At 57.4% G+C, this 20,830-nt stretch carries 24 protein-coding genes; 8 read left to right on the forward strand and 16 right to left on the reverse strand.

Annotated elements, in window-relative coordinates; all coding sequences use genetic code 11:
• Window positions 1–190: 190 nt before the first annotated feature.
• Window positions 191–1,285, reverse strand: coding sequence for a DNA polymerase IV (dinB, locus tag QWE_RS23535; protein ID WP_006728690.1), 1,095 nt, complete (start codon window positions 1,283–1,285; stop codon window positions 191–193).
• A 157-nt stretch (window positions 1,286–1,442) separates the two neighbouring features.
• Here dinB and QWE_RS23540 point away from each other — a divergent pair, with 157 nt between their 5' ends.
• The 4 genes from QWE_RS23540 to QWE_RS23560 all read left to right on the forward strand — a co-directional run bounded on the left by QWE_RS23540 (window position 1,443) and on the right by QWE_RS23560 (window position 3,607).
• Complete coding sequence (locus QWE_RS23540; protein ID WP_006728691.1) at window positions 1,443–1,751, forward strand: hypothetical protein; 309 nt, start codon at window positions 1,443–1,445, stop codon at window positions 1,749–1,751.
• A gap of 534 nt (window positions 1,752–2,285) precedes the next feature.
• Entirely contained in the window at window positions 2,286–2,465 is a 180-nt protein-coding gene (locus tag QWE_RS23550) for a hypothetical protein (protein WP_006728693.1), read from the forward strand.
• A 9-nt stretch (window positions 2,466–2,474) separates the two neighbouring features.
• Window positions 2,475–3,257 (forward strand): exodeoxyribonuclease III, encoded by a 783-nt coding sequence (gene xth, locus QWE_RS23555; RefSeq protein WP_006728694.1) that lies wholly within the window; start codon window positions 2,475–2,477, stop codon window positions 3,255–3,257.
• Window positions 3,254–3,607 (forward strand): hypothetical protein, encoded by a 354-nt coding sequence (locus QWE_RS23560; RefSeq protein WP_006728695.1) that lies wholly within the window; start codon window positions 3,254–3,256, stop codon window positions 3,605–3,607. Before xth ends, QWE_RS23560 begins: the two co-directional genes overlap by 4 nt.
• 86 nt (window positions 3,608–3,693) lie before the next feature.
• On the opposite strand, the gene QWE_RS23565 is transcribed toward QWE_RS23560, so the two are convergent.
• From QWE_RS23565 to QWE_RS23620, 11 genes are all read right to left on the reverse strand, one after another.
• Window positions 3,694–3,945: a helix-turn-helix domain-containing protein gene (locus QWE_RS23565; protein WP_006728696.1), complete on the reverse strand. Its 252-nt coding sequence runs from the start codon at window positions 3,943–3,945 to the stop codon at window positions 3,694–3,696.
• 693 nt (window positions 3,946–4,638) lie between these two features.
• Window positions 4,639–5,109 carry an MgtC/SapB family protein gene (locus QWE_RS23575; protein WP_006728698.1) on the reverse strand — a complete coding sequence of 157 codons (471 nt, stop codon included), beginning with the start codon at window positions 5,107–5,109 and terminating at the stop codon, window positions 4,639–4,641.
• A gap of 806 nt (window positions 5,110–5,915) precedes the next feature.
• Window positions 5,916–6,407, reverse strand: a complete 492-nt coding sequence (locus QWE_RS23580) for an RES family NAD+ phosphorylase (protein ID WP_040300921.1) — start codon at window positions 6,405–6,407, stop codon at window positions 5,916–5,918.
• A 14-nt stretch (window positions 6,408–6,421) separates the two neighbouring features.
• Window positions 6,422–6,772 (reverse strand): MbcA/ParS/Xre antitoxin family protein, encoded by a 351-nt coding sequence (locus tag QWE_RS23585; protein ID WP_006728700.1) that lies wholly within the window; start codon window positions 6,770–6,772, stop codon window positions 6,422–6,424.
• A gap of 112 nt (window positions 6,773–6,884) precedes the next feature.
• Entirely contained in the window at window positions 6,885–7,340 is a 456-nt protein-coding gene (locus tag QWE_RS25405; RefSeq protein ID WP_157790754.1) for a hypothetical protein, read from the reverse strand.
• Between the two features lie 237 nt (window positions 7,341–7,577).
• Window positions 7,578–8,663 carry an ABC transporter ATP-binding protein gene (locus tag QWE_RS23595; protein ID WP_006728702.1) on the reverse strand — a complete coding sequence of 362 codons (1,086 nt, stop codon included), beginning with the start codon at window positions 8,661–8,663 and terminating at the stop codon, window positions 7,578–7,580.
• Between the two features lie 15 nt (window positions 8,664–8,678).
• Window positions 8,679–9,512 carry a carbohydrate ABC transporter permease gene (locus QWE_RS23600; RefSeq protein WP_006728703.1) on the reverse strand — a complete coding sequence of 278 codons (834 nt, stop codon included), beginning with the start codon at window positions 9,510–9,512 and terminating at the stop codon, window positions 8,679–8,681.
• A gap of 4 nt (window positions 9,513–9,516) precedes the next feature.
• Window positions 9,517–10,440, reverse strand: coding sequence for a carbohydrate ABC transporter permease (locus QWE_RS23605; protein ID WP_006728704.1), 924 nt, complete (start codon window positions 10,438–10,440; stop codon window positions 9,517–9,519).
• 137 nt (window positions 10,441–10,577) lie between these two features.
• Entirely contained in the window at window positions 10,578–11,837 is a 1,260-nt protein-coding gene (locus tag QWE_RS23610) for an ABC transporter substrate-binding protein (protein ID WP_006728705.1), read from the reverse strand.
• A gap of 42 nt (window positions 11,838–11,879) precedes the next feature.
• Window positions 11,880–13,052, reverse strand: coding sequence for a PLP-dependent transferase (locus QWE_RS23615; RefSeq protein WP_006728706.1), 1,173 nt, complete (start codon window positions 13,050–13,052; stop codon window positions 11,880–11,882).
• Window positions 13,049–13,780 carry a FadR/GntR family transcriptional regulator gene (locus QWE_RS23620; protein WP_040300928.1) on the reverse strand — a complete coding sequence of 244 codons (732 nt, stop codon included), beginning with the start codon at window positions 13,778–13,780 and terminating at the stop codon, window positions 13,049–13,051. The genes QWE_RS23615 and QWE_RS23620 overlap by 4 nt, the downstream gene beginning before the upstream one ends.
• Before the next feature lie 484 nt (window positions 13,781–14,264).
• On the opposite strand from QWE_RS23620, the gene QWE_RS23625 reads away from it, so the two are divergent.
• The gene (locus tag QWE_RS23625; RefSeq protein WP_006728708.1) at window positions 14,265–14,534 is read left to right on the forward strand and encodes a hypothetical protein; all 270 of its coding nucleotides are present in this window, start codon (window positions 14,265–14,267) and stop codon (window positions 14,532–14,534) included.
• A gap of 198 nt (window positions 14,535–14,732) precedes the next feature.
• Here the strand turns inward: QWE_RS23625 and QWE_RS23630 are convergent, their stop codons facing one another.
• The gene (locus tag QWE_RS23630) at window positions 14,733–14,936 is read right to left on the reverse strand and encodes a cold-shock protein (protein WP_006728709.1); all 204 of its coding nucleotides are present in this window, start codon (window positions 14,934–14,936) and stop codon (window positions 14,733–14,735) included.
• A gap of 430 nt (window positions 14,937–15,366) precedes the next feature.
• Here QWE_RS23630 and QWE_RS23635 point away from each other — a divergent pair, with 430 nt between their 5' ends.
• Both QWE_RS23635 and QWE_RS23640 read left to right on the forward strand, forming a co-directional pair.
• Window positions 15,367–15,732: a type II toxin-antitoxin system RelE/ParE family toxin gene (locus tag QWE_RS23635; protein WP_006728710.1), complete on the forward strand. Its 366-nt coding sequence runs from the start codon at window positions 15,367–15,369 to the stop codon at window positions 15,730–15,732.
• Entirely contained in the window at window positions 15,732–16,100 is a 369-nt protein-coding gene (locus QWE_RS23640; RefSeq protein WP_006728711.1) for a helix-turn-helix domain-containing protein, read from the forward strand. Before QWE_RS23635 ends, QWE_RS23640 begins: the two co-directional genes overlap by 1 nt.
• 291 nt (window positions 16,101–16,391) lie before the next feature.
• Here the strand turns inward: QWE_RS23640 and QWE_RS23645 are convergent, their stop codons facing one another.
• Window positions 16,392–18,452 carry an ATP-dependent helicase gene (locus QWE_RS23645; RefSeq protein ID WP_006728712.1) on the reverse strand — a complete coding sequence of 687 codons (2,061 nt, stop codon included), beginning with the start codon at window positions 18,450–18,452 and terminating at the stop codon, window positions 16,392–16,394.
• Between the two features lie 405 nt (window positions 18,453–18,857).
• Window positions 18,858–19,121, reverse strand: a complete 264-nt coding sequence (locus QWE_RS23650; RefSeq protein ID WP_006728713.1) for a helix-turn-helix domain-containing protein — start codon at window positions 19,119–19,121, stop codon at window positions 18,858–18,860.
• A 110-nt stretch (window positions 19,122–19,231) separates the two neighbouring features.
• Between QWE_RS23650 and QWE_RS23655 the strand changes: the two genes are divergently transcribed.
• Window positions 19,232–20,122 (forward strand): LysR family transcriptional regulator, encoded by an 891-nt coding sequence (locus QWE_RS23655; protein WP_006728714.1) that lies wholly within the window; start codon window positions 19,232–19,234, stop codon window positions 20,120–20,122.
• Window positions 20,123–20,596: 474 nt separating this feature from the next.
• Here QWE_RS23655 and QWE_RS26075 read toward each other — a convergent pair whose 3' ends face one another.
• Entirely contained in the window at window positions 20,597–20,827 is a 231-nt protein-coding gene (locus tag QWE_RS26075; RefSeq protein WP_006728716.1) for an SMI1/KNR4 family protein, read from the reverse strand.
• Window positions 20,828–20,830: the final 3 nt, after the last annotated feature.

Genomic DNA, 20,830 nt, shown 5'->3' on the forward strand with positions numbered 1-20,830 from the left:
TCCCGTCCCTGGCCTCGGCCCCAGCCCCAGCCCCAGCCCCAGCCCCAGCCCCAGCCCCAGCCCCGTTAGGGTCTGCGCTCCTTGTCGAGATGATCTGTCGTGCAAAGGTAGCTCGGTTGTTGGTGTCAGGGCTCGTGTGAGCCGAGGAACGCATCCTTCTCAATCGTCGATGCGCAAGGCCTGCTTACCGTCATAAACCAAGACCGAGCTGGGGTTTGTCGATTTGATCGGCCTGCTTGTCGATCACGAGTGACGACAGGGTCAATCCTAAAAGACGGACCGGGCGTTTGAACGGATGGAGCCCAACAAGCAGGACATGGGCCAGTTCCAGCATGTCTTCGACGCCTGCAAATGGGACGGACGTCGTCCGGCTGCGGGTCACCTGGGTGAAATCTGCGTATTTGACTTTCAAAGTGAGTGTCTTGCCACTCAGTCCTTTCGCCCTGCAGGAGGACCAGACCTTTTGTGCCAGCGGTCTAAGCTCGTCTGATGCTGCCTGAAGTGCGCTGATATCGGCGGCGAAGGTGTCTTCGGCGCCAATGGATTTGCGCTCCCGATCCGGCCTGACCGGGCGCTCGTCAATGCCGCGGGCAATCCCGTAAAAGAATGGGCCGGCCTTGCCGAAGTGTTGGCTCAGAAAGGTCAGAGATTTTGCTTTCAGGTCAGCGCCGGTTTCAATTCCCAATCGGCGCATCTTCTCGGCGGTGGCGGGTCCGACACCATGAAATTTCTTGACCGCCAGCTCTTCGACGAAGGTCGGGCCGTGTCTCGGCGTAATTACCGCCTGGCCGTTCGGCTTGTTGAGATCGGACGCCATCTTGGCCAGGAACTTGTTGTAGGAGATGCCGGCCGACGCATTGAGCCCGGTCACCGCCTTGATCCTGGCGCGGATTTGAAGCGCAATCTCGGTGGCAATCGGCATGTCCTTCAGGTTCTCTGTCACATCGAGATAGGCCTCATCGAGCGAAAGAGGTTCGATTATCGGAGTGTATTCGGAAAATATCGCGCGGATCTTTTCAGAGACCTCGCGGTAGGCGTCAAAACGCGGCTTCACGAATATCAGCCCGGGACATTTGCGGGCGGCCGTGACCGATGGCATGGCAGAATGAACCCCAAACAACCGGGCCTCGTAACTGGCCGCAGCGACCACGCCCCGTTCAGCGGCTCCACCAACTGCCAAGGGTTTGCCACGAAGTTCCGGATTGTCGCGTTGCTCGACCGAGGCATAGAAGGCGTCCATGTCCACATGGATGATTTTACGGAGGGGCGCGGGTCGGGCATCCATGATTGTCTGCACTCAATTCAAATGGAAACGAAACAAGAACATATCAATGTTTTGCCGCCCGTGCACCTGTCAAATCCGGATCGGCCACGCCACGGTGGAAACTCCTGACGTATCCAGGCGTTTCGTTTCGATGATTGTGTGAAAACGGAGGATTTCCATGGCCGACGACAGCACCACCACCATCAATGCGGCCTTTGGGACGCGGGAGGCGGCTGACCTAGCCGTCGAGCATCTTGTCCAGCAACATGGTGTCGCCCGGGCGGATATCTTCGTCCAGTCTGCCACCAGCGACAACACGTCCGGATTTTCTCCGTCTGGTGGCGACGCCTCTCACGAAAGAGAGCCGCGCCGCGACGCGCCGCTGAATGGTGAAATCGAAGTGTCTGCAGATATTAAGTCGAGTCTCATTTCGACGGTTCAACAGGCCTTCGGCGAGCTTGGTGCTATCAGGGTGTCCGACCACTGATCTGCGGGGGGCTTCAATGGCTGACACGCTCTCCACCTATCGTTTCGCGTGATCGCTCTCAAGTCTGCACAGTGACTGGACCCAGCGATCGGCAATAAACATCGGCAATTTTGTTGATATATGCGTTCTAAAACACTGATAATAAATGCGTTTCAGGTATCGCAAGATCGGCAAAAAACATGGAAGAAGTGCCTACCCGTATTGAACCTGCGTTATTTGAGGATAGCATCTCGTCCATCCTAGCCGACCTCGTCGTAGAGATACAGCGCGCTGCGTCGCAGACTGCCCATGCCGCCATCTGGAGATCTCATTTCTTGGTTCACAGACGACTCTACGAAGAGAGATCAGCTGAGTTTCGCTTCGTAGAACGGGCTGACGGTCGAAAATTTGAAATGGTGCTAGGCGTCTTCCGTTCGCAAGCCGTAGATGACTTTCCGTTGGGCGGCATCAGCCTCACTCTAAGGCGGTGACCACATGCATCTTTTCTGCCATCCATGCGTTGTTTTCCCACCACAGTCGAGAAGGAGAACCCCCATGAGCAAGCGCGAATTGATCGATACCGGCACGGACAAGCGCTATGTCCGCCGCGAAGAGGACGGCAAGTTCAAGGAGAGCGTCGATGTCGGTCGCTCCTTGTCTGCCGACAAGCGCCACAAAGCAAAGAGCGATGCAAAGCCTGGCGAAGGCGATCGCGGTGATCATCGCACCAGGTGATGATCAGCGGTGAAAATCGCGACCTACAATATCAACGGCATCAATGGGCGGCTGGAGATCCTGCTGCAGTGGCTGGATGAAGCCGCCCCCGACATTGTCTGTCTGCAGGAGCTCAAGGCCCCCGGGGAGAGATTCCCGCTGAAGGCACTCGAAAGGGCAGGCTATGGTGCCATATGGCGCGGTCAAAAGAGCTGGAATGGCGTGGCAATTCTGGCGCGCGACACGGATCCAATCGAGACGAAGAGAACCTTGCCGGGCGCGCCAGATGACGAGCCAGATGGCGGGCAAAGCCGTTATATTGAAGCAGCCGTCAATGGCGTAATCATCGGCTGTCTTTATCTTCCCAACGGCAATCCGGTGCCGGGTCAAAAATTCGACTACAAGCTACGTTGGTTCGAAAGGTTGCGCACCTATGCGCAAGAATTGCTCGAGCTCGAAATCCCGGTGGCGCTGGTTGGCGATTTCAACGTCATGCCTGCTGATCTCGATGTCTATAAGCCGGAGCGATGGCGCGATGACGCACTGTTTCGCCCTGAGGTGAGAGATGCCTATGCAGCTCTTCTGGATCAGGGCTGGACGGATGCCCTAAGGCGGCTATTCCCGGATGAGCGGATCTACACCTTCTGGAAATACTGGAGAAATGCGTTCGAACGGGACGCGGGCCTGCGGATCGACCATTTCTTGCTGAGCCCTCAGCTCGCGCCGGAGCTGAAGGCGGCAGGCGTCGATCGTTGGGTCCGGGCATTGCCAAAGACCAGTGACCACGCGCCTGTGTGGATCGAACTGGAATGACCGGCAAAGAGAGGTCCTCCGCTTCCTTGAGGGACAAGGCAGATGTCTATCCGGAGACGCCGGACGGGCGATATTTCGTGGTCAAAGGTCGGCTCTGGCGAAAGAGCGATCCCTCACTTGCGCCTGCTCGCCCTGAAGCACTGATCAAGGAACTGATGGCGGCGCGTCGTGCGCTGTCAAAGCCCAGGCGCGACGAACGGGCTGTCGGCGAGATGCGTCAACGCGTTAATGCCGCCAAGATTGCACTCGGCGAGCGCGGGCCGGTCTGGTGGGACGACGGGGCACCGGATTTCAACCGGCATCTCGTGAAAAACACGCCCTATGCTGACTGGTATTCCGGCCTGGTCTGATGCTGGTCGCGGCCCTTCTGGCAGGCTGTCCCTTGCAACATCGAGGGTGCTGACATGAAGGCGGTAAAGTCGAGCGGAGGCTGACATCAGAGGCTTGGCTCCTCATCTGATGCATGGGCATTAAACCCTGCCGTTACATTCGCTTCGAGACGAATGCCCAGCAAGGTTATGATGTTCAGCACCATGTCGATGGGTGGGTTGACCCTGCCACGTTCAAAATCCGAAAGCCATTTCTGGGAATAACCAACCAAGCCTGCGGCGCGAGACTGCGTCAAGCCGCGTTGCTTGCGCGCGTTTTTTACCAGTTCACGGAGGTCATCGACGGCAAGAATACGCATTCTATCACTGATCGGTGGTGATATTGATTTTTGCTCACTTTATCACCTATGGGTTATAAAGACAACGCAAGAGGTGAGCTTATAATTGCTCGGTTATTTCGCCGATCGCGGCCAGAAGTGGTTTGCACGAGCGCATCGCTCTTTGTTGAGACTATTGAAGGAGCCAGCAAAGATGGCGGCGTCAGGAGCAGAGGCCTGGCGATTGATGACTTAAGGGAATTTGCGGCCCGTCAAAATTGCAACCAGCTGGTGTCTGTTGCGAATGCCGCTTTCGAAAAAGTTGATGAGTATCTTTGCGTTTTGCTCGGCTTGCGGCGACCCATCTTCGTCGCCACGAATATCACACACATCCTTGAGAACCCGTTGCAACAGGGCCAGATTCCCCGGACTGAGCGGAGCATCCAGTTTTCGGGCGGTTTCACAATCATAGATCGGCGAAATCCCGGCGGAATGAATCTTGCCTGCTTTATAAGTAGATCCGCATTTGTTGTCTTTCCCAACGTAGCGTTGATGACCAGGCTCACAGCTTTTCGATCGTAACTGCGCTTTCTATCCGAGGTGTTTGACACTGACCGGCGCTGGCGAAATTGCTGCAGATCACGGATAGCGAGCCGGTGATGGCAGTGCCGTGGTCGCCCGGCAAAGGCATTTGTCCCGGGCTTTAGATCGCGTCGGTCTGTTCACTCAGCGTCATCAGTGTTCGCCTTCTTCCTTTGCATGACGAAGCACCTCTTCGACCTTGAAATTGGTCATGATCCGCAGCGTGGCAAATGTCACGATCGATAGGACAATCGCCGTGTCATAGGCTCCAAGCCCGACAGATGTGCCGATCGCGCCGGTGGCCCAGAGGCTTGCAGCCGTTGCGGTACCCTTTGTCCCGGCTTTGCCCACCAGGATTGCCCCGCCGCCGATGAAGCCGACCCCGTTGATCAAGCCCTCGACGATGCGCGCTGTCGCTTCGGCATTGCCCTGCGTGATCCCCTCGGTTGCCTGGATGAAGCCACAGGCCGCGATCGCCACCAGAGGGAATGTCCTTAGTCCTGCGCTGCGTTCGTGGCGTTCCCGGTCCCAGGCGATCGGCAAAGCCAGCGCGTAGGCAAACGCCAATGCCGCAAGATGGCTGAAAATGTCGAAGGTGCCAGCCAGCGATGTCAGCCACTCCATGTCAAATCTCCGTTTTCCAGGAGACGAGACGCTGGTTAGCGGCTCAATGTTCCATTGAAAGGAAATGTAGTCGTGACCGACGGGATGGCAAAGGCGTCATGCCTTTCACTCGGGCCGTCGATGCTGTCGCGCGTCCAGAAATCGAGGCGCCTTGGGAGGCCGGCCGGCAGCTTGCTGACTAGGTCTCTCTTTGCCGCTTGCTTGCTTGAACCAGGCTATGAGTTCTTGCTGTCGCTTCCAGACGAGTGGTGACTGTAATCCCGGGAATCGAGCAGCAGCGGCAGAGGGTTTGGGGTTCTGGGGCACCGCCCCTTGGCCTTATCGCCCGAGTGTGCGCGATGACCTGTTTTGCGTTCGTCAATTTCAAAAACGGGTGCATGCCGGGTCGCCAGAAAGCGATCGGCCTTTTCGCAGCCTTGATGGCGCGCCCACCACCCTCCTAATGACACTTCCCCCGCAGTTCTATTGATACTTTCCCCGCTCTTCTATTGACGCTTTCCCCCGCCTGCGATGGTCTTGAGACGAGAGCCCAAGCGCGGTCCGTTCCGTCGTCGTCATCGTCATCTATGTGGGGCAGCGCGTCCTCCCTTTTGACGAAAACCTGTTTGCATTCCCTCTATCGACATTCTGATCATTCAAAGACAGTCAGCCTCGTTGACCGCGCGATGTAAGCTTGAGTGTTCATGTGCGGGCTGAGACAGCGCGAACTCGTTTGTTCGCCTCATTGACCATCGCGCGGTCGCAAACTCTTGGAAGGCGTTCGGGCCAGAGCACGGAAACCAGTGCTCGCCAATAAGAAGTTTTTCTCAAGCAAGACGGTTCTCGTCATCGACTACAATCAGGCGGGATGACGCCTCGTCGCCCCAATGCCAAAGTACGAGATTGAGATCGCTTGCCGATGAACCATGCGCATAACTTTGGACGAGCAGTGCGTGATAGCCATCCTCGACCAGCTGCCGAGCAAAGTCCTGGGTTCTTGCCGTTCCGCTCGATCGCATCTGGTCGCGCCAGGAGATGTCTGCGAGTGCTGCAGCATCCATGCCGTAGGCCGCCAGAGCAACCTCGTTGCGACTGTCGAAGACCTGCTCGATTTCTGCCCTGTAAGATACAATTGTCGTCGGTTGCAAGCTTCCGACCTGATTGCTTTCGCGGATGGCGGTCATGATCGAAAGAGAAGTGTAAAGCGCAGGAACGCCCTTCTTGTTGAAACGCCCGCCATGCCGTTCAGCGCCGTTGCCCGACAGCGGTTCACGGGCGTAGATCGGGTTGAGTGCCCTGTACAACGTGCCCTTAAACATCGTGCGATATTTGACTAGGCATGGATGCCGGCATCAACGGCGTCGATGTAATCAAGCACATCGTCGGCGCGTCCATCCCGGACAAGCTGCATAGCTGTCAGGCCTGAGAAACCGGGGAGGGGTTGTGAGCGGTACCAGGCATAGGCCATGAGCGCCGAGCCAAAACGAGGTTCGATTTTGTTAATGATCTCAGCCACTTCGCGCAAACGACGCTGCGTCTTGTCTGAACGGATCCTATCCTTCCGTTGAACCGCATCCTTCCCAAGTCCCGCCGTCCGAGCAATGTCCTCGCTGGTCGTCAGCAAAGTTTCCGCAAACTTGCGTGGGGAGAACAGTCCGTCGTCAGCATATTGGGTGAGGCTCATAGTGTGACGTCCTTAGTGGAGTGCCGATCATTCTGACTGAATATAGCGTCAATATTGCTGGGCTTCAACCACAATCGGCACGGGGCGGCCGCATATGGCACTGCGTATGATCTCAATGTCTGCGTGGTGGCCCAGCCCCCCGGACAGCTATGCTGACTTCGTCAAACAAAATATGATCCAGGGCCTGTAACCGGCTGCTAGGTTTGGTCAGTGCCCTCGATGGGCGGTGATTACAGTCGAGCCCGGCAGGACAGCGTTCGCGAGAAACGTCCCCTGAAATCTTGTAGCGTGAAAGACGTGATCCTTGCCCATATTGCTCCTGGTAGGAGTTGCGATACGCATTGATCAGATCCCATCCTTTGTCAAAGAGGTCCCAAGCACCGGCGCCACGCTTTATGCTGCGGGTGAAAACCACTATCTCTTTGGCAAGCCGGATGTCCCACATGACAAAGCCGAGGAGATTGCAGCGCGCGTCAACGGCATCTGTGAGCGCTATGGTCCGCGCGATCACCTGCAGACCGAAATTTCCAGCCACCTTGCAAGCCTTGGGCTCGATATCGATGGCCATGGCGAATGCCGGGTGCTGCGCTGGCTCGATCGGTCGGCTCGCTCCACCTCCTGCCCGGTCCTCGCGTAACACGGTCACGGTCTGGACGAGGTGCCGGTCTTGAGATGGCCAGCCCCCCGCAACTGCAAACCAGGCGGACGAAAGCGGGATGCAGTGATGTCGCCGTATTTCTCCGTGCTGGCGCTTTGTCCGGCAGTTGAGCTACCTGCCTTGCACCTTGACACAGCGGTTCTCGGATCAATCGGTTGAGGACCGTTCCTTGATGCGTTTGCCCTCATGATCGAAGACATGCAGGTGGTCGATGGGAAAATCGACACGGACCTTGGCTGTCGCGCTAAGCACGCTGCGGTCGAGCGTGAAGAGCTTGAATGGCAGCCCATGAACCGACAGATGCATGATGATGCCGAAACCGGTCGGCTCGACAAGCTCCACGCCGGCCTCGATCGCCCCATCAGGCGATATCACCACATGTTCTGGCCGAATGCCGAGTGTCACCTTGTCGTCTTGCGCAAAGGCCGCTCGCTCTTTGACGGCAATTTCCGTTCCGTCCTTGAACCGGACAGCCGCTTTATCACCCCTGCTGACATATTGCCCTTCCAGGAAGTTCATGCCCGGTGATCCGATGAACCCGGCAACGAAGAGATTGGCTGGGCGATCGTAAAGCTCGAGTGGTGCACCGACCTGCTGCACCACGCCGCCATGCATGGCAACGATACGGTCAGCAAGCGTCATGGCCTCGATCTGGTCATGGGTGACATAGATCGATGTCGCTCCAAGCTCCTTGTGCAGCTTCTTGATTTCGGCACGCATTTGTTCGCGCAGGCGCGCATCAAGATTGGAAAGCGGCTCGTCGAAGAGAAATGCCTTGGGCTGGCGAACGATTGCACGGCCCATTGCCACGCGCTGACGCTGGCCACCTGACAAGGCCTTTGGTCGGCGTTCAAGCAGGGTATTGAGGCCAAGCTTTGAAGAGGCGTCGGCAACGATCTCGGTGATCCGCTCCTTGGCGGTCTTTCTGAGCCGCAGGCTGTAGCTCATATTGTCGGCCACCGACATGTGGGGGTAAAGCGCATAGGACTGGAAGACCATGGCAATGTCGCGGTCCTTGGGCGGCAGATCATTGACCCGCCGACCCTCGATGGCGACCTCGCCGGAGGTGATCTGCTCAAGGCCTGCAATCATCCGCAACAGTGTGGACTTGCCGCAGCCCGAGGGGCCGACAAGCACAATGAACTCGCCGTCTTGAATGGTGAGGTCTACCCCGTGCAGAACAGGGAAATGGCCGTAGCTCTTGGTCACTGCGCGGACATCAATGGAAGCCATGGGTTTACAGTCCTTTCAGCCTTTGACCGCGCCAGCCGTCAGGCCTTGCACGAGATAGCGCTGGATGAGCAGGAAGAAGAGGCAGGCCGGAATGAGGGCAAGCACGCCGGCTGCCATCATCTGCCCGAAATTGACCGAGAACTTCGATACGAAGGATAGAAGTCCGACGGGGAAGGTGGCCGCGTCATTGCCCGAGATCAGCATTAGCGCAAACAGAAGCTCTGACCAGGCAGCGGTAAAGACGAAGCCGAGGGTGGCCGCGATGCCCGGAAGCGTCAGCGGCAGAATGATCTGGCGAAAGGCGACAAACTGGGTTGCACCATCGATCATAGCCGCTTCCTCGAGATCCTTCGGAATGCCATCGAAGAAGGACTGCATCAGGAAGGTGGCAAAGGGCACGTTGAAGGCCGAGTAGACGATGACAAGGCCCGTCAGGCTGTTGGTCAGCCCGAGCGGAGACAGCATCTTGAAGATCGGGGCGACCAGCATGACCAGCGGAAACATCTGGGTCAGGAGCATCAGGCCGACGATCCAGTATTTTGCCTTGAAGCTGAAGCGTGACAGCGCGTAACCCGACAGTGAGGCAATGATCGTGACGACGAGGGCGGTCGAGCCGGCAACGATCAGGCTGTTCTTGAAAAAGGTCGGAAAGGCACTGTGGGCAATCACAAAGCGGAAATGCTCAAACGTCGTGGCTGAGGGCCACATCCGCACACCCTCGCTATAGAGCAGGTTGTTTGGCGTAACCGCCACCTTCAACAGCCAGTAGAGCGGGAAGAGGGCAACGACGATATAAGCGAGGATGGCCAGCCGATGGGCGACAGTCAGAGCGATGCGGGACGACCTCATGGGCTCAGTCCTTGTTTAGGAGTGTCTGCCGCAGCAGCACGATCAGCATGGAATAGGCCAGCAGCAGCACCAGGAGGACAAGGGCGATTGCCGAGGCATAGCCGAAGTCGAGACGCCTGAAGGCCTGGGTGAAGATGTAAGAAGCAACGATCTGCGTCCTGTCGGCCGGGCCGCCATTGGTCATGACGATGATCAGATCGGCAAAGTTCGAGACCCAGACAGTGCGCAGCAGGATCGTGATGGCCATGGTCGGAGCGAGAAAGGGAAGGGTGATCGACCAGAAGCGCTGAACGGGTCCCGCGCCATCGATCGCGGCCGCCTCATAGAGATCGCGCGGAATGGCCTGAAGGGCTGCAAGCAGTGTGATGGCAAAGAAGGGAATGCCCCACCAGACATTGGCGATGATCGGACCCCACATGGCAAGCGACGGGTCCGAGAGGATGTTGTCGGGTGCGCTGAGCACACCCAGCGAGAAGAGCCAGTGGGGGAGCGGGCCGATGACCGGATTGAAGAGCCAGGCCCAGTTGAGGCCGGCGAGAAAGCTCGGCACCGCCCAAGGCAGGAAGACCAGCGCCTGGGCAAGGCCGCGACCATAGAAGGGCTTGTCGAGCAAGAGTGCGAGGATCAGCCCGAAGGTAAACTGCAAGACGACAGAGGCACCCGTCCACCAGAGCGTGTTCTTCAGCGCCCGGTAGAAGTCGGCGTCCTGGCTCAGCACCTTGAAATGGTCAAGACCGATGAAGCCGCCAGAAAACGGGTTGAGAAGCTGGATATCGCGAAACGCATAGGAAATGCCGAGCGTCAAAGGCACGAGCATCACCGCAACGATCAGGATCAATGCCGGCGCGCTGTAGAGATAGGGTTCAGACGCATCGGCCATGCGCTTGAGTATCGTGCGCCGATCGCCCCGCTCAAGGGTCGCTGTCATTGTTCAGGCTTTCCATCTGCTTGGACGTGTCGATAACAGGGCAAGTGTCAGTGCAAGTGTCCGTGTCTGGATCTGTCTCAGTGACTGTTTCAGGAACCGGGCAAAGCAGGTCTCGCTCTGCCCGGTCTTTGACGCCTTTACTGTTTCGCCAGGTGCTTCTGCTGCGCCTTGGTCAGGTAATCGGCCCACTGGTCGGCGAGCTCCTGAGGCGTGATGTCGCCAAGCAATGCCTGCTGTGAGGTCTTGATGACGAGCGAATCCTTGAAGAAGGCAAATTCTTCCAGATGCGTCGGCATCACCGTCGGTACCGCATCCTTGTCAGACAGTTCCTCGAACCAGCCCTTGAACTGCGGGCTTGCATAGAAGGGATCGCTTTCGGCCGATTTGAGTGCCGGCAGGGCGCCGGTTCGCTTGTTCCACTCGATATTGCCTTGTTTGCCCTGAAGGGTGGCGATCAGCTTCCAGGACAGATCCTTGTTCTCGCTTGACGCCATCATCGACCAGCCGGCATAACCAATGGTCGGGAAGGTCTTGCCATCGGGGCCCTTCGGCATGGTCATGACGCCGTAGTCGTCCTCGCTCATATGTTCGGCAATCGCAATCAGCGCATCCGGATCCTGATCGAGGAAGGCGCAGGTACCGCTATAAAAGCCTGCAACGATCTCGTTAAAGCCCCAGTTGACGGAATCCTTCGGCGCGTAGCCTTCCTTGTAGAGATCGATGAGCCAGGTGAGACCCTTGACCCAGCCTTCGGAATTGAAGGTCGAGGTGCCGTCTTCGGTGAAGAATTCGTTGGAGCCTGCCATCGACGCGCCGAACATCACCCAGCCATTCAGGCCGCCGGGTCCACCACGCAGGCAGTAGCCATACTTGCCGGGAAGCGCCGAGACCTTCTTTGAGGCTTCGGCAAATTCGTCCATCGTCTTTGGCAGTTCGGTGACGCCTGCCTCTTCGAGAAGCTTCTTGTTGTAGAACATGGCTCTCAGATAAAAGCCGTAGGGCAGCATATAGGCGGTGTCCTTGACGTCGCGGCCAAGCTCAAGCGCCCGATCGGACAGATCTGCCGTCTGATCCCAATCCTTCAGATAGGGCTCGAGGCTCTCGACAATGCCGTTATTGGCATAAAGCGACAGCCAGGTGTCGGGCATTTCCATGACGTCGGGGATCTCGCCGGCCGAGACCATGGTCGCAAATTTCTGGAACGCCTCGCCCCAGGGCAGCGAGATGATCTCGACCTTGGTGCCGGGGTTTTCCGCCTCGAAGGTCGAGACGATCGATTTCAATGTTTCGGTGCGCTCAGGACTGGTGATCACTTCGACCAGCTTCAAGGTGGTGTCGGCAAGTGCCGTTCCCGCCATCAAGCTGCTGATCAGGGCTGCCGTCAAAAGTGCTTTCATGTTGAAGTTCCTCCTCTATTTTTGGTTGGGTTAGGGCAGGGCTTATGTTTCCTGGGCGGCAGAAAATGCCCCCTCCAGGTCCCTCCACAAGGCCTCTGTTCCCTCGAGGCCGACATGAAGGCGCACGGACCGCGGGTTCATGCCAAAGGCATGCGCGGAATTCGGTTGGGCCTTTTGCTGCAACACGACTTCGCCGGGTACCACCAGGCTCTCGTGGCCACCCCAGCTCACGCCGAGCTTGAAAAGCTGCAGGCGATCGCAGAACCGCCTGATGTCGACGCCTTGGCGAAGCACGAAGGAGAAGAGACCGGACGTGCCCGTCAGTCCCGGCGGCAGTTGATTGGCAAGGCCCGGATGATTGACCTCTTCGACGATATCGAGGGATTTCAGTCGCCGCGCGATCTCGATTGCAGAGGCTTCATGGGCCTTCATTCGGATCGGCAGTGTTCGCAATCCCCGGATCAGCAACCAGGCATCAAAAGGCGACATCTTGCCGCCGAGATAGGGCAGGGTTTCAGTGCGGATCCGGTCGATCAGTGTCTTTGACCCGGTGACCACGCCTGCCACCACGTCGCTATGGCCGCCCAGATATTTCGAGGCGGAATGCAGGACGATGTCGACACCGAGCTCGAGCGGGCGCTGGAAGACCGGACTTGCCCAGCTGTTGTCGATGACGCTGAGCGCCCCGTGTTTCAGGCCAAGTGCTGCAAGCGCTGCCACGTCATGGGTTTCCATAATCCAGCTTGTCGGGCTTTCCAGATAGAGCAGTCGCGCACCGCTCAAGGCGTGGTCGACGGCCTCGAGATCCTTGCCGTCGACATAGGTGACCTCCACCTTCATCCGCTTCATCAGCGTGCCGAACAGGCGATAGGCGTCGGGGTAGAGATTGCGCACGGCGACGATCCGGTCGCCTGGCTCGACGAAGGTCAGGACCGTCGTTGAGATCGCCGCCATGCCGCTGCCGAAGCCGAGCGCGTCTTCACCCCCTTCGAGCTTTGCCAGCATCTCCTCGAAATGCCGCACCGTCGGGTTGAGACCGCGGGAATAGACCGGCCGATTGCGTTCGCCGCGATAGGTGGCAACCATCTCGTCATAGGTCTCGAAGGTGAAGAGAGACGTCTGCACGATCGGCGGAACCACGGCCTCGAAGGCATTGGTCTCGTCATGGGCGACGGACAGTGATGCATGTTCAAACCAATCGGATCCGATGGTCATTTGGACATTTCCTTGATGTCTTCCTCGACGATGTCGAGGATCTTGATGGTCTCGCGCCGTGCAGCCTCGGTGTCCTGGGCGAGGATCGCGTTGAACAGGGTGCGGTGATAGGGGAAGGAGCGGCGCGCAAAGTCCGGGCGGTCAAACGGCGTGTCCCAGAAACTCTCGAACGCTTCGCGCATCTGTTCAAGCAACTGCCTGAAGAGCGGATTATGGGTCGCGTCATAGATGGCGAGGTGAAAGGCCAGATCTTCCTTGCCGGCGGTGCCTTTTTGAAGATGCACACGCTCCATTTCCTCAAGCGCTGCACTGATATGCTTCAGATCGTCCTGGGTGCGCCGGCGGGCCGCTGCCATGCAGGCTTCGCACTCGATGCCACGGCGTACCTCGAGTGTCTGCAAGAGCGCGTCCCGCAGACTGCCCATGTTGACCGAGAGCGGCATATGGATCGTGGCTGAGGTGATCGGCTTTACGAGATAGGTACCACTTCCCTTGCGGGTTTCCATCACACCCAGCGCCTGAAACTGCCGGATGACCTCGCGGATGGTCGAGCGGCCGACACCGAGGGCCGCCATCAGTTCCCGCTCTGCCGGCAAGCGATCGCCTGCTGCAAGCTCGGCCTGCTGGATATAGGCAGCCAGGGACTCTGACACCTGGCGGCCACGGTCTGCAGGCGGAAGAGGAGTGAGCGTGGATTTCACTGTCTGCCTCAAAAATTGGTCTGACATCATATCAATCAGCTCGAAATCGAGATGTCAATTGTCGATCGGCGGCTCATCTCCCGAGCTGAGCGGAGGGCTGTGGGTGACGCGGGCCTTGATGAAAATGCGAGGGTGGACGGCACATGGTGGCCGGTAACGCACAAATCCCTGTCGGCCAGTGGCCGAAAGCTGAGCAGGTGGCTGCTGTGTGTGGAGGCAGTGGCGAGGCGGGGCCATGCTCATGGTGACACGACCAGGATTGGGCGCTGACTGGAGGCGCTTATCTGGCCCAGCGAAATCTCATGTCGCTCAATCCTCCATTCGACGACATGTCCTGAGGATATGTCGATAGTGTCGACATGTCATAGAATGAGGCTCCGGTATGTCGGTATCTCAGAATCCAAGAGACCCATGTCTAAGTAGGCTTGGGAATCTCATCAGCCTGTTGCTTGACGGGTTCAGCGCCACGGGCATACTCGTTGTCGCGATACGGAAGCGGACTTAGAACGTCATGATTGATGAAGAACCAAATCTGGTGACCTCTGGCAAAAGCACGAGGGTCGTTATCGACGGCTACCCGTTTTCCATCGACATCTTCCGAATGGAGAATGACGCGACCTGGACGCTGGAAGTGATCGATCAGCAAAACACCAGCCACGTCTGGGACGAGCAGTTTCAATCCGACGCTGAGGCGCGGGATGTCGCGGTCAAGACCATTGAAGCTGCGGGTGCGATTGCATTCATGCGCGGCAACAATGTCATCCCGTTCCGACGATCATAGCTGGAAGGGGCATGCCAACGGCATCAATCTGGAAAAACGGCGACGCTGCAAATGAGGTGAACGGCGTCCTGATGCCCGGAACGGCACAAGATCTCGAGCGAGGTCGCACGAGATGAACTGGTTCGGTTTATGCGAATGCGATGCGCCGTTTGTGGATTTGGATCCAACCGCGCATCGCCCTTTTTGCGAAGTATTGACCTAGCGGACGACGGTTACGTTTTCCGCCTTGGACTTGCCGGTCTTGCGATCCTGGCCGACGTCGAAGCTGACCTTCTCGCCATCAGTAAGGGAGCCGCCACCCACGGCCGAGATGTGGACAAAAACATCAGGTCCACCATTGTCGGGGGTGATGAAGCCGAAGCCCTTGTCTTGGGCGAAGAATTTGACGGTACCAGTGGCCATGATGCAATCCTCAATGCGTTGTGCAGCTATGGCATAGCGGTTGAGGTCCAAAACGGCAAGGCAGCCGCTGGCTGATCTCCGGCCGAATTCCGGTCGCTCTGATCGATTTGAGTTTTCGGGCGGGGGGAGGGAAAAGGTCCTCGGTTGCGAGGCCGTCCCCAGGCATTTGGCCCAAACGTGACGTCCAGTTTGGTATGAGGGTGCCGCTTATCGGCACACCTCAATGGCACCCTTCCATCCGCCGGATGAAAATCTCTGAACTCGTATAGCTGGCTTGTTCTGCTGAAAAATTTGAGCGGATCCGCTCTACTGAATCTGCTAGGAAAGCGAGAGTCAGCGGGATGTCAGCCTGATCTCTGGTTGTGCGATCAAAGTGTGTGAAAAAGCCATTTCATAGGGTTGAAGTTATATAATGTGAGAGCTATTATATATGGCGTGGAAAGTGTTCTTTGACGAAATATTCGCCAGTGAGTTCAAACAGTTCGATGCGGAGGTTAAGGTCGAGCTTCGAGCTATGGCACTGCTTCTAGAGCATCGCGGGCCCGAGCTTGGAAGACCAAGGGCTGACACGCTGAAAGGCTCGGCCTACGCAAACATGAAAGAGCTACGGTTCGATGCCGCTGGCGGAGTTTGGAGAGCGGCGTTTGCATTCGATCCGGAGAGAAAAGCTGTAATCCTGGTCGCCGGAGATAAGTCTGGTACGAACGAAAAGAAGTTTTACAAGAAGCTCATCAAGACTGCGGATGCGCGTTTCAAAGTGCATTTGAAAGAGTTGAGCAAGAAGGAGGCCGAGTGATGGCTATATCCGCAAATGACGTGTTTGCCGAAGCGATGACTCCCGAGATGATCGAGGCGTCGGATCTGCGGGCCAAAGAATTGCTCGAGGAATATGACACGCTTCAAAAGCTGCGCAAGGCGCTCGACCTCACGCAGGAGCATATCGGACAGCAGATGGGTACGAAACAGGTTTCCGTTGCGCAGCTCGAAAAGCGCTCTGATTATCTTCTCTCCACGCTTCGCAATTACGTGGAGGCTCTCGGGGGAGAGCTGGAGCTTGTGGTCAAGTTCAAGGGGCGCGCACCGGTTCGCTTGGCGGGAATCGGTGAAAAGATCTTTTCGGAAGTGCCGCGAAGGCAAAACCGCTCACGCGGCAGTGCTGCTTAGCTTATACTGGAAATCGTTTAACAGCGCTGCGCTGCACGTTTGCAATGAGCCGCTCGCCGCGCTGACGTGCCATCAGGTCTTTGGGTTCATTACATAAAATGCGTGAATCGGCCAAAGCTTGTCTTTGCGTTGAACACAATGAGAGCCTTCAGACGCTCGCGCGGCTCTGAGGCGGATACAGGCCGCTGATGACATCCCTGTGAGGGGACTCTCAGTCAGGCAACGTGCCCTCGATCTGCACCGTCCTATACATAGAGAATGGGCCGCCCGCCGGTTATGGAGGTGTCTCTGTTACCCCCACATCCCGCGCATTTTGGCGGCGACGTCGATCCTGATCTGACTGGCGCTTCGTCCCGTGGTCGTTGCTTCCACCTTCGGCCAGCTCGTCTGCTCGAAAAACTGCAAGAGCATGGCCGGGATGAAGCGCGTTCGCGAGGCATAGACATGTCGGTCACCCCGGCTGTTCTGCCCATGAGTGTAGAAGCGTTGCGGTGTGATCAGGCTCAGGCTGTCGCGAGCTCTGGTCATTCCGACATAGAGCAGTCGGCGCTCTTCTTCGAGCTCGTCGGTCGTGCCAGCTCCGAGATCGGATGGCATGCAGCCATCAACGACATTGAGCATGAAGACGGCTCGCCATTCCTGACCCTTGGCCGAATGGATCGTCGAGAGGATCAGGTAGTCTTCGTCAAGCAGCGGCACGCCTGCCTGGTCGCTAGTCGCGTCCGGCGGATCAAGCGTCAGTTCAGTCAGGAAGCGTTCGCGGCTTGGATAACCGGACGCGATCTGCTCGAGCTGCAGGAGGTCGGCCTTGCGGGTCTCGGGATCTTCATGGATCCGGTCGAGATGCGGCTCATACCAGAGCCGCGCTTTCTCGATGTCGCCAGGCCAGCCATGTTCCTGTCTGCGAAGACCGGTCAGCAGAGTAGTGAAGGGCGCCCAATCATCACCGGTCTTGGACGGTGGCGGGATCTCGGCAAGCGATGCTAAAGGTTCAGGATCGGCTGCAATCGTATCGAGAATTGTCGCCGCTCTCTGCGGACCGATGCCAGGCAGCATCTGCAATACCCGAAACCCGGCAACCCGGTCACGCGGGTTCTGGGCAAAGCGGATGATGGCGAGCAGATCCTTCACATGCGCGCTGTCGAGGAACTTCAGGCCACCGAATTTGACGAAGGGAATATTGCGTCTCGTCAGTTCAACTTCGAGGGTACCGCTATGGCTTGAGGTCCGGAAAAGAACCGCTTGCTGCTTCAGCGGGATGCCGACCTCGCGGTTTGCCAGGACCTCTTCGACGATGAAGCCTGCCTGGTCATTCTCGTCCTTGGCGGTCACCAGTCGCGGCTTCTGTTCCGACAGCCTGTCGGTCCAGAGGTTCTTGGTATAGCGCTCGCGCGCAAGACCAATCACGCCGTTGGCGGCAGCGAGGATCGGCTGCGTCGAGCGGTAATTGCGTTCAAGCGTGATGACGTCGGCCGGCTTCGGTGAAAACTCAGTCGGGAAGTCGAGGATGTTCCGGATGGTCGCGGCCCGGAAGGAATAGATCGACTGGGCATCATCGCCAACGACGGTCAGGCCGCGGCCGCCGGGTTTGAGCGACATCAGGATCTGCGCCTGCAGCCGGTTGGTGTCCTGGTATTCATCGACCATCACATGGTCGAAGCGGTTGCCGATATCGTCGGCCAGTTCCGCATGCGAGACCATCTGCGCCCAATAGAGCAGGAGATCGTCGTAATCGAGAACACCCTGCGTCTGTTTGGCCGTGACATAAGTTGCAAACAGCGTCTTCAGCTCGTCTTGCCAGTTGATCGCCCAAGGATAGGCGGATTTGAGCACTTCTGCGATCGAGCTTTCGGCATTGACGACGCGCGAATAGATCGCAAGGCACGTTCCCTTGGTTGGAAAGCGGGTTTCCGTTTTCGAGAAGCCAAGCTCGTGGCGTACAAGATTCATAAGATCGGCGCTGTCTTCCCGGTCATGGATCGTGAAATCGACGGGAAGGCCGATCTGCTCGGCATAGAGCCTCAGCAGTCTTGCCCCGATACCGTGGAATGTGCCCGACCATAAGAGACCGTCAGCGGGTGCCTTGTCGCCGAGCACCTGTCGGCAGATCCGGTCGACCCGGCGTGCCATTTCGGAGGCCGCGCGACGCGAGAAGGTCATCAAAAGGATACGCCGAGGATCGGCGCCGTTGACGATCAGGTGGGCGACACGATGGGCGAGGGTATTCGTCTTGCCGGACCCGGCGCCTGCGATGATGAGGAGTGGGCCTGCCACGGATTGGTCGGGAAGGCTGGAGCCATGGGTGACCGCTTCCCGCTGCCGTTCGTTGAGGGTTTCCAGATGGGCGGTCATGCGGTCTCGCTTGATGTCTGAAGCTTGGGCCAAACTGCTGCAAACCACATTCGACGGTGCAAGCAGCCAGGTTCGATGAATTATTGAACAAAGGCAGAACATAACAGGTTTGACGTCGGCTTCAAGCCGATGCGTGAGGGGCGGGACGCCATTGACGTTCCGTAGCCTGAGTAAGCTCAGCGCAGGACGCTTCGGACGGTAATGCTGCCGATTGTGATCATAATTGTGATGCAGAGAGGTGATTTGAATTTGGCCCTCGGCGGATAGCGGCTGAAGCCCATGGAAGGGCAATGCCGTTGTCAGCCGTACAGATTGCCGATTTTCTGTTTGATTGAGTCCACTTAGACCAGATCCGGGTGATCTAAATGACGGGATCTGAGCATCTGGGATTTCGGCGTCGTCTGGTTACGCCCTTGGTTTTCGCCCGACCTTGAGTGGCGGAGCGGCTTCGTCGTCTTCCGGCGGGATTACGAAGAATACTGATATGTCAGCAGCCAGGGCTGAGGCCAGTCTGTCGAGTAGGTCAACAGAGACATTGTGTTTTGAGCGTTCAAGGTCACTGATGACGCTTCGGTCAACACCCGCATCGACCGCCAAATTCTCCTGCGTCAGGCCTTTGGCGATCCGCAGGCGTCTCAGGTTCCAGGCAATGCGAGTACGAGTGTCCATGAAGCATGGCCACCATCTTGCATTGTATTAAACCATCGGATATATCCGACATAATGCGTTTTCTGATGCCCTCTGTCGTGCAGTGAGCCGCAGTGTGGCTGGAGGCATACATGGAACTCCGCCAACTCTCCTACTTCGTCGCCGTAGCCGAGGAGCTGCATTTCGGTCGTGCCGCCATGCGGGTGAACATCGCCCAGCCGGCACTGAGCACGCAGGTCCAGGCGCTCGAGAAGGGGCTCGGGGTGCAGCTTTTGACGCGCTCGACCCGCAAGGTGGAGCTGACGCGGGCAGGGGAGGTGTTCTACGATCGCTGTGTCAGGATGCTGGGAGAGCTTGATCTCTCAGCCGAGATGGCGCGTGCGGCAGGAGGTGGCACCATGCGGGAAATCAGGATCGGCACGATCTATCCGGCGACCACGGGTGTGCTGCCGGCCTTCCTGGCGCGGATCGGTCGGAAGTTTCCCGATATCCGCCTGCATGTCTCCAATGGCTCGACGTCGGAGATCATCCGCCAGCTCGAATGCGGCAAGCTGAACCTCGGCTTCATCCGGCCTGTCGAGAACATTGGCTCGCTACGCTTCTTCTCGATTGCCCATGAGCGGTATCTGCTGGCGGTGCCGTCGGGCAATCCGCTTGCGTCAAAGAACGAGGTCACGATCGAGGATCTGAAGGCTGAGAAGATCATCGCGTTCAAGCGGCAGAACCTCTCCTACACCGAGCGCTATTTTGCCGAGACCTTCGAGGAGCATGGGCTGAATGACAATGTCGCCTATACCTGTGACGACACCTTCTCGCTGATCTCGCTCGTTTCGTCCGGGCTTGGCGTTGGCTTTGCGCCGGAATGGACAGGAGATCTGCCGGGCAGGGACGTGGTGCTGAAGAAGGTGACGGGCATCGATCTGAAGATCGGGCTTGGTGTTGCCTGGAGCAAAGATGATCCGACGGCGGCGCGTGATGACATCATCGATATTGCAAAGACATTGGGGCGGTCGGGCAGGTAAGGGCGGTGGCATGTGCGAAGATTAGCACTGCCCCTTCATGCGGAACGTCATGGCCGCGTATCACGCCTGACCGTCACTGCGGACGGTGCAGGTAGCAGCTTTCTGGCAACTTTGTTGAGTTCAGCAGCTTGATTGCAACCCGTTTTTCGAACATCCGTTGTCGATCGGGATCAGTACTCAGCACTACTGCCATTTCTTTCGCCCAAGGTTCTGTGGCCCCGATATTTGGGGAAAAATCACAAGTACTGGAATCCTAGATCGCCAATTTACCAGCTGAAATCTTCACAAAGAAATCATACAGGCTCATATCGTATGTCCTGTAATCATCGGGCCCTATAACTGCAATTCTGCTTTCATATTGACTCAAAGTATCAAGAAAAACGTACCCGCCAAAACCGTTGTCTGAAATTGCAATAAGCTTCCCTGTCTCGGTTCCAATTTGCTTCAACTGTCTCAATTCTTGTGTGACCAAAACTACGTTTTGCCAGAGAGGGGGGCATTTTGTTCAGGGCGAGGCAGGCCGTATATCGCAAATCCAGCACCGACTACGGCACCATAAGTTTTCAGCATGTCTAGGTACTCTTGGGGAAACCTGAGACCTAACGCTGCTTCTGCGGCTTGGACCTCCTCGTCCGACACTGGGCCTGAGAAAAAACCTTCATTGCATAGTGCGTCAAACTTATTACGTTGTATCGTCAATAACATCCT

It is taken from the genome of Agrobacterium albertimagni AOL15, assembly GCF_000300855.1.
Lineage (GTDB): Bacteria > Pseudomonadota > Alphaproteobacteria > Rhizobiales > Rhizobiaceae > Allorhizobium > Allorhizobium albertimagni.

What these genes read in the sequence shown, in the direction of transcription:
- dinB (WP_006728690.1), bottom strand. Translation starts at nt 1,285, where the DNA reads ATGGATGCCCGACCCGCGCCCCTCCGTAAAATCATCCATGTGGACATG.
- QWE_RS23540 (WP_006728691.1), top strand. Translation starts at nt 1,443, where the DNA reads ATGGCCGACGACAGCACCACCACCATCAATGCGGCCTTTGGGACGCGG.
- QWE_RS23550 (WP_006728693.1), top strand. Translation starts at nt 2,286, where the DNA reads ATGAGCAAGCGCGAATTGATCGATACCGGCACGGACAAGCGCTATGTC.
- QWE_RS23560 (WP_006728695.1), top strand. Translation starts at nt 3,254, where the DNA reads ATGACCGGCAAAGAGAGGTCCTCCGCTTCCTTGAGGGACAAGGCAGAT.
- QWE_RS23565 (WP_006728696.1), bottom strand. Translation starts at nt 3,945, where the DNA reads ATGCGTATTCTTGCCGTCGATGACCTCCGTGAACTGGTAAAAAACGCG.
- QWE_RS23575 (WP_006728698.1), bottom strand. Translation starts at nt 5,109, where the DNA reads ATGGAGTGGCTGACATCGCTGGCTGGCACCTTCGACATTTTCAGCCAT.
- QWE_RS23580 (WP_040300921.1), bottom strand. Translation starts at nt 6,407, where the DNA reads ATGTTTAAGGGCACGTTGTACAGGGCACTCAACCCGATCTACGCCCGT.
- QWE_RS23585 (WP_006728700.1), bottom strand. Translation starts at nt 6,772, where the DNA reads ATGAGCCTCACCCAATATGCTGACGACGGACTGTTCTCCCCACGCAAG.
- QWE_RS25405 (WP_157790754.1), bottom strand. Translation starts at nt 7,340, where the DNA reads ATGGCCATCGATATCGAGCCCAAGGCTTGCAAGGTGGCTGGAAATTTC.
- QWE_RS23595 (WP_006728702.1), bottom strand. Translation starts at nt 8,663, where the DNA reads ATGGCTTCCATTGATGTCCGCGCAGTGACCAAGAGCTACGGCCATTTC.
- QWE_RS23600 (WP_006728703.1), bottom strand. Translation starts at nt 9,512, where the DNA reads ATGAGGTCGTCCCGCATCGCTCTGACTGTCGCCCATCGGCTGGCCATC.
- QWE_RS23605 (WP_006728704.1), bottom strand. Translation starts at nt 10,440, where the DNA reads ATGACAGCGACCCTTGAGCGGGGCGATCGGCGCACGATACTCAAGCGC.
- QWE_RS23610 (WP_006728705.1), bottom strand. Translation starts at nt 11,837, where the DNA reads ATGAAAGCACTTTTGACGGCAGCCCTGATCAGCAGCTTGATGGCGGGA.
- QWE_RS23615 (WP_006728706.1), bottom strand. Translation starts at nt 13,052, where the DNA reads ATGACCATCGGATCCGATTGGTTTGAACATGCATCACTGTCCGTCGCC.
- QWE_RS23620 (WP_040300928.1), bottom strand. Translation starts at nt 13,780, where the DNA reads ATGTCAGACCAATTTTTGAGGCAGACAGTGAAATCCACGCTCACTCCT.
- QWE_RS23625 (WP_006728708.1), top strand. Translation starts at nt 14,265, where the DNA reads ATGATTGATGAAGAACCAAATCTGGTGACCTCTGGCAAAAGCACGAGG.
- QWE_RS23630 (WP_006728709.1), bottom strand. Translation starts at nt 14,936, where the DNA reads ATGGCCACTGGTACCGTCAAATTCTTCGCCCAAGACAAGGGCTTCGGC.
- QWE_RS23635 (WP_006728710.1), top strand. Translation starts at nt 15,367, where the DNA reads ATGGCGTGGAAAGTGTTCTTTGACGAAATATTCGCCAGTGAGTTCAAA.
- QWE_RS23640 (WP_006728711.1), top strand. Translation starts at nt 15,732, where the DNA reads ATGGCTATATCCGCAAATGACGTGTTTGCCGAAGCGATGACTCCCGAG.
- QWE_RS23645 (WP_006728712.1), bottom strand. Translation starts at nt 18,452, where the DNA reads ATGACCGCCCATCTGGAAACCCTCAACGAACGGCAGCGGGAAGCGGTC.
- QWE_RS23650 (WP_006728713.1), bottom strand. Translation starts at nt 19,121, where the DNA reads ATGGACACTCGTACTCGCATTGCCTGGAACCTGAGACGCCTGCGGATC.
- QWE_RS23655 (WP_006728714.1), top strand. Translation starts at nt 19,232, where the DNA reads ATGGAACTCCGCCAACTCTCCTACTTCGTCGCCGTAGCCGAGGAGCTG.
- QWE_RS26075 (WP_006728716.1), bottom strand. Translation starts at nt 20,827, where the DNA reads ATGTTATTGACGATACAACGTAATAAGTTTGACGCACTATGCAATGAA.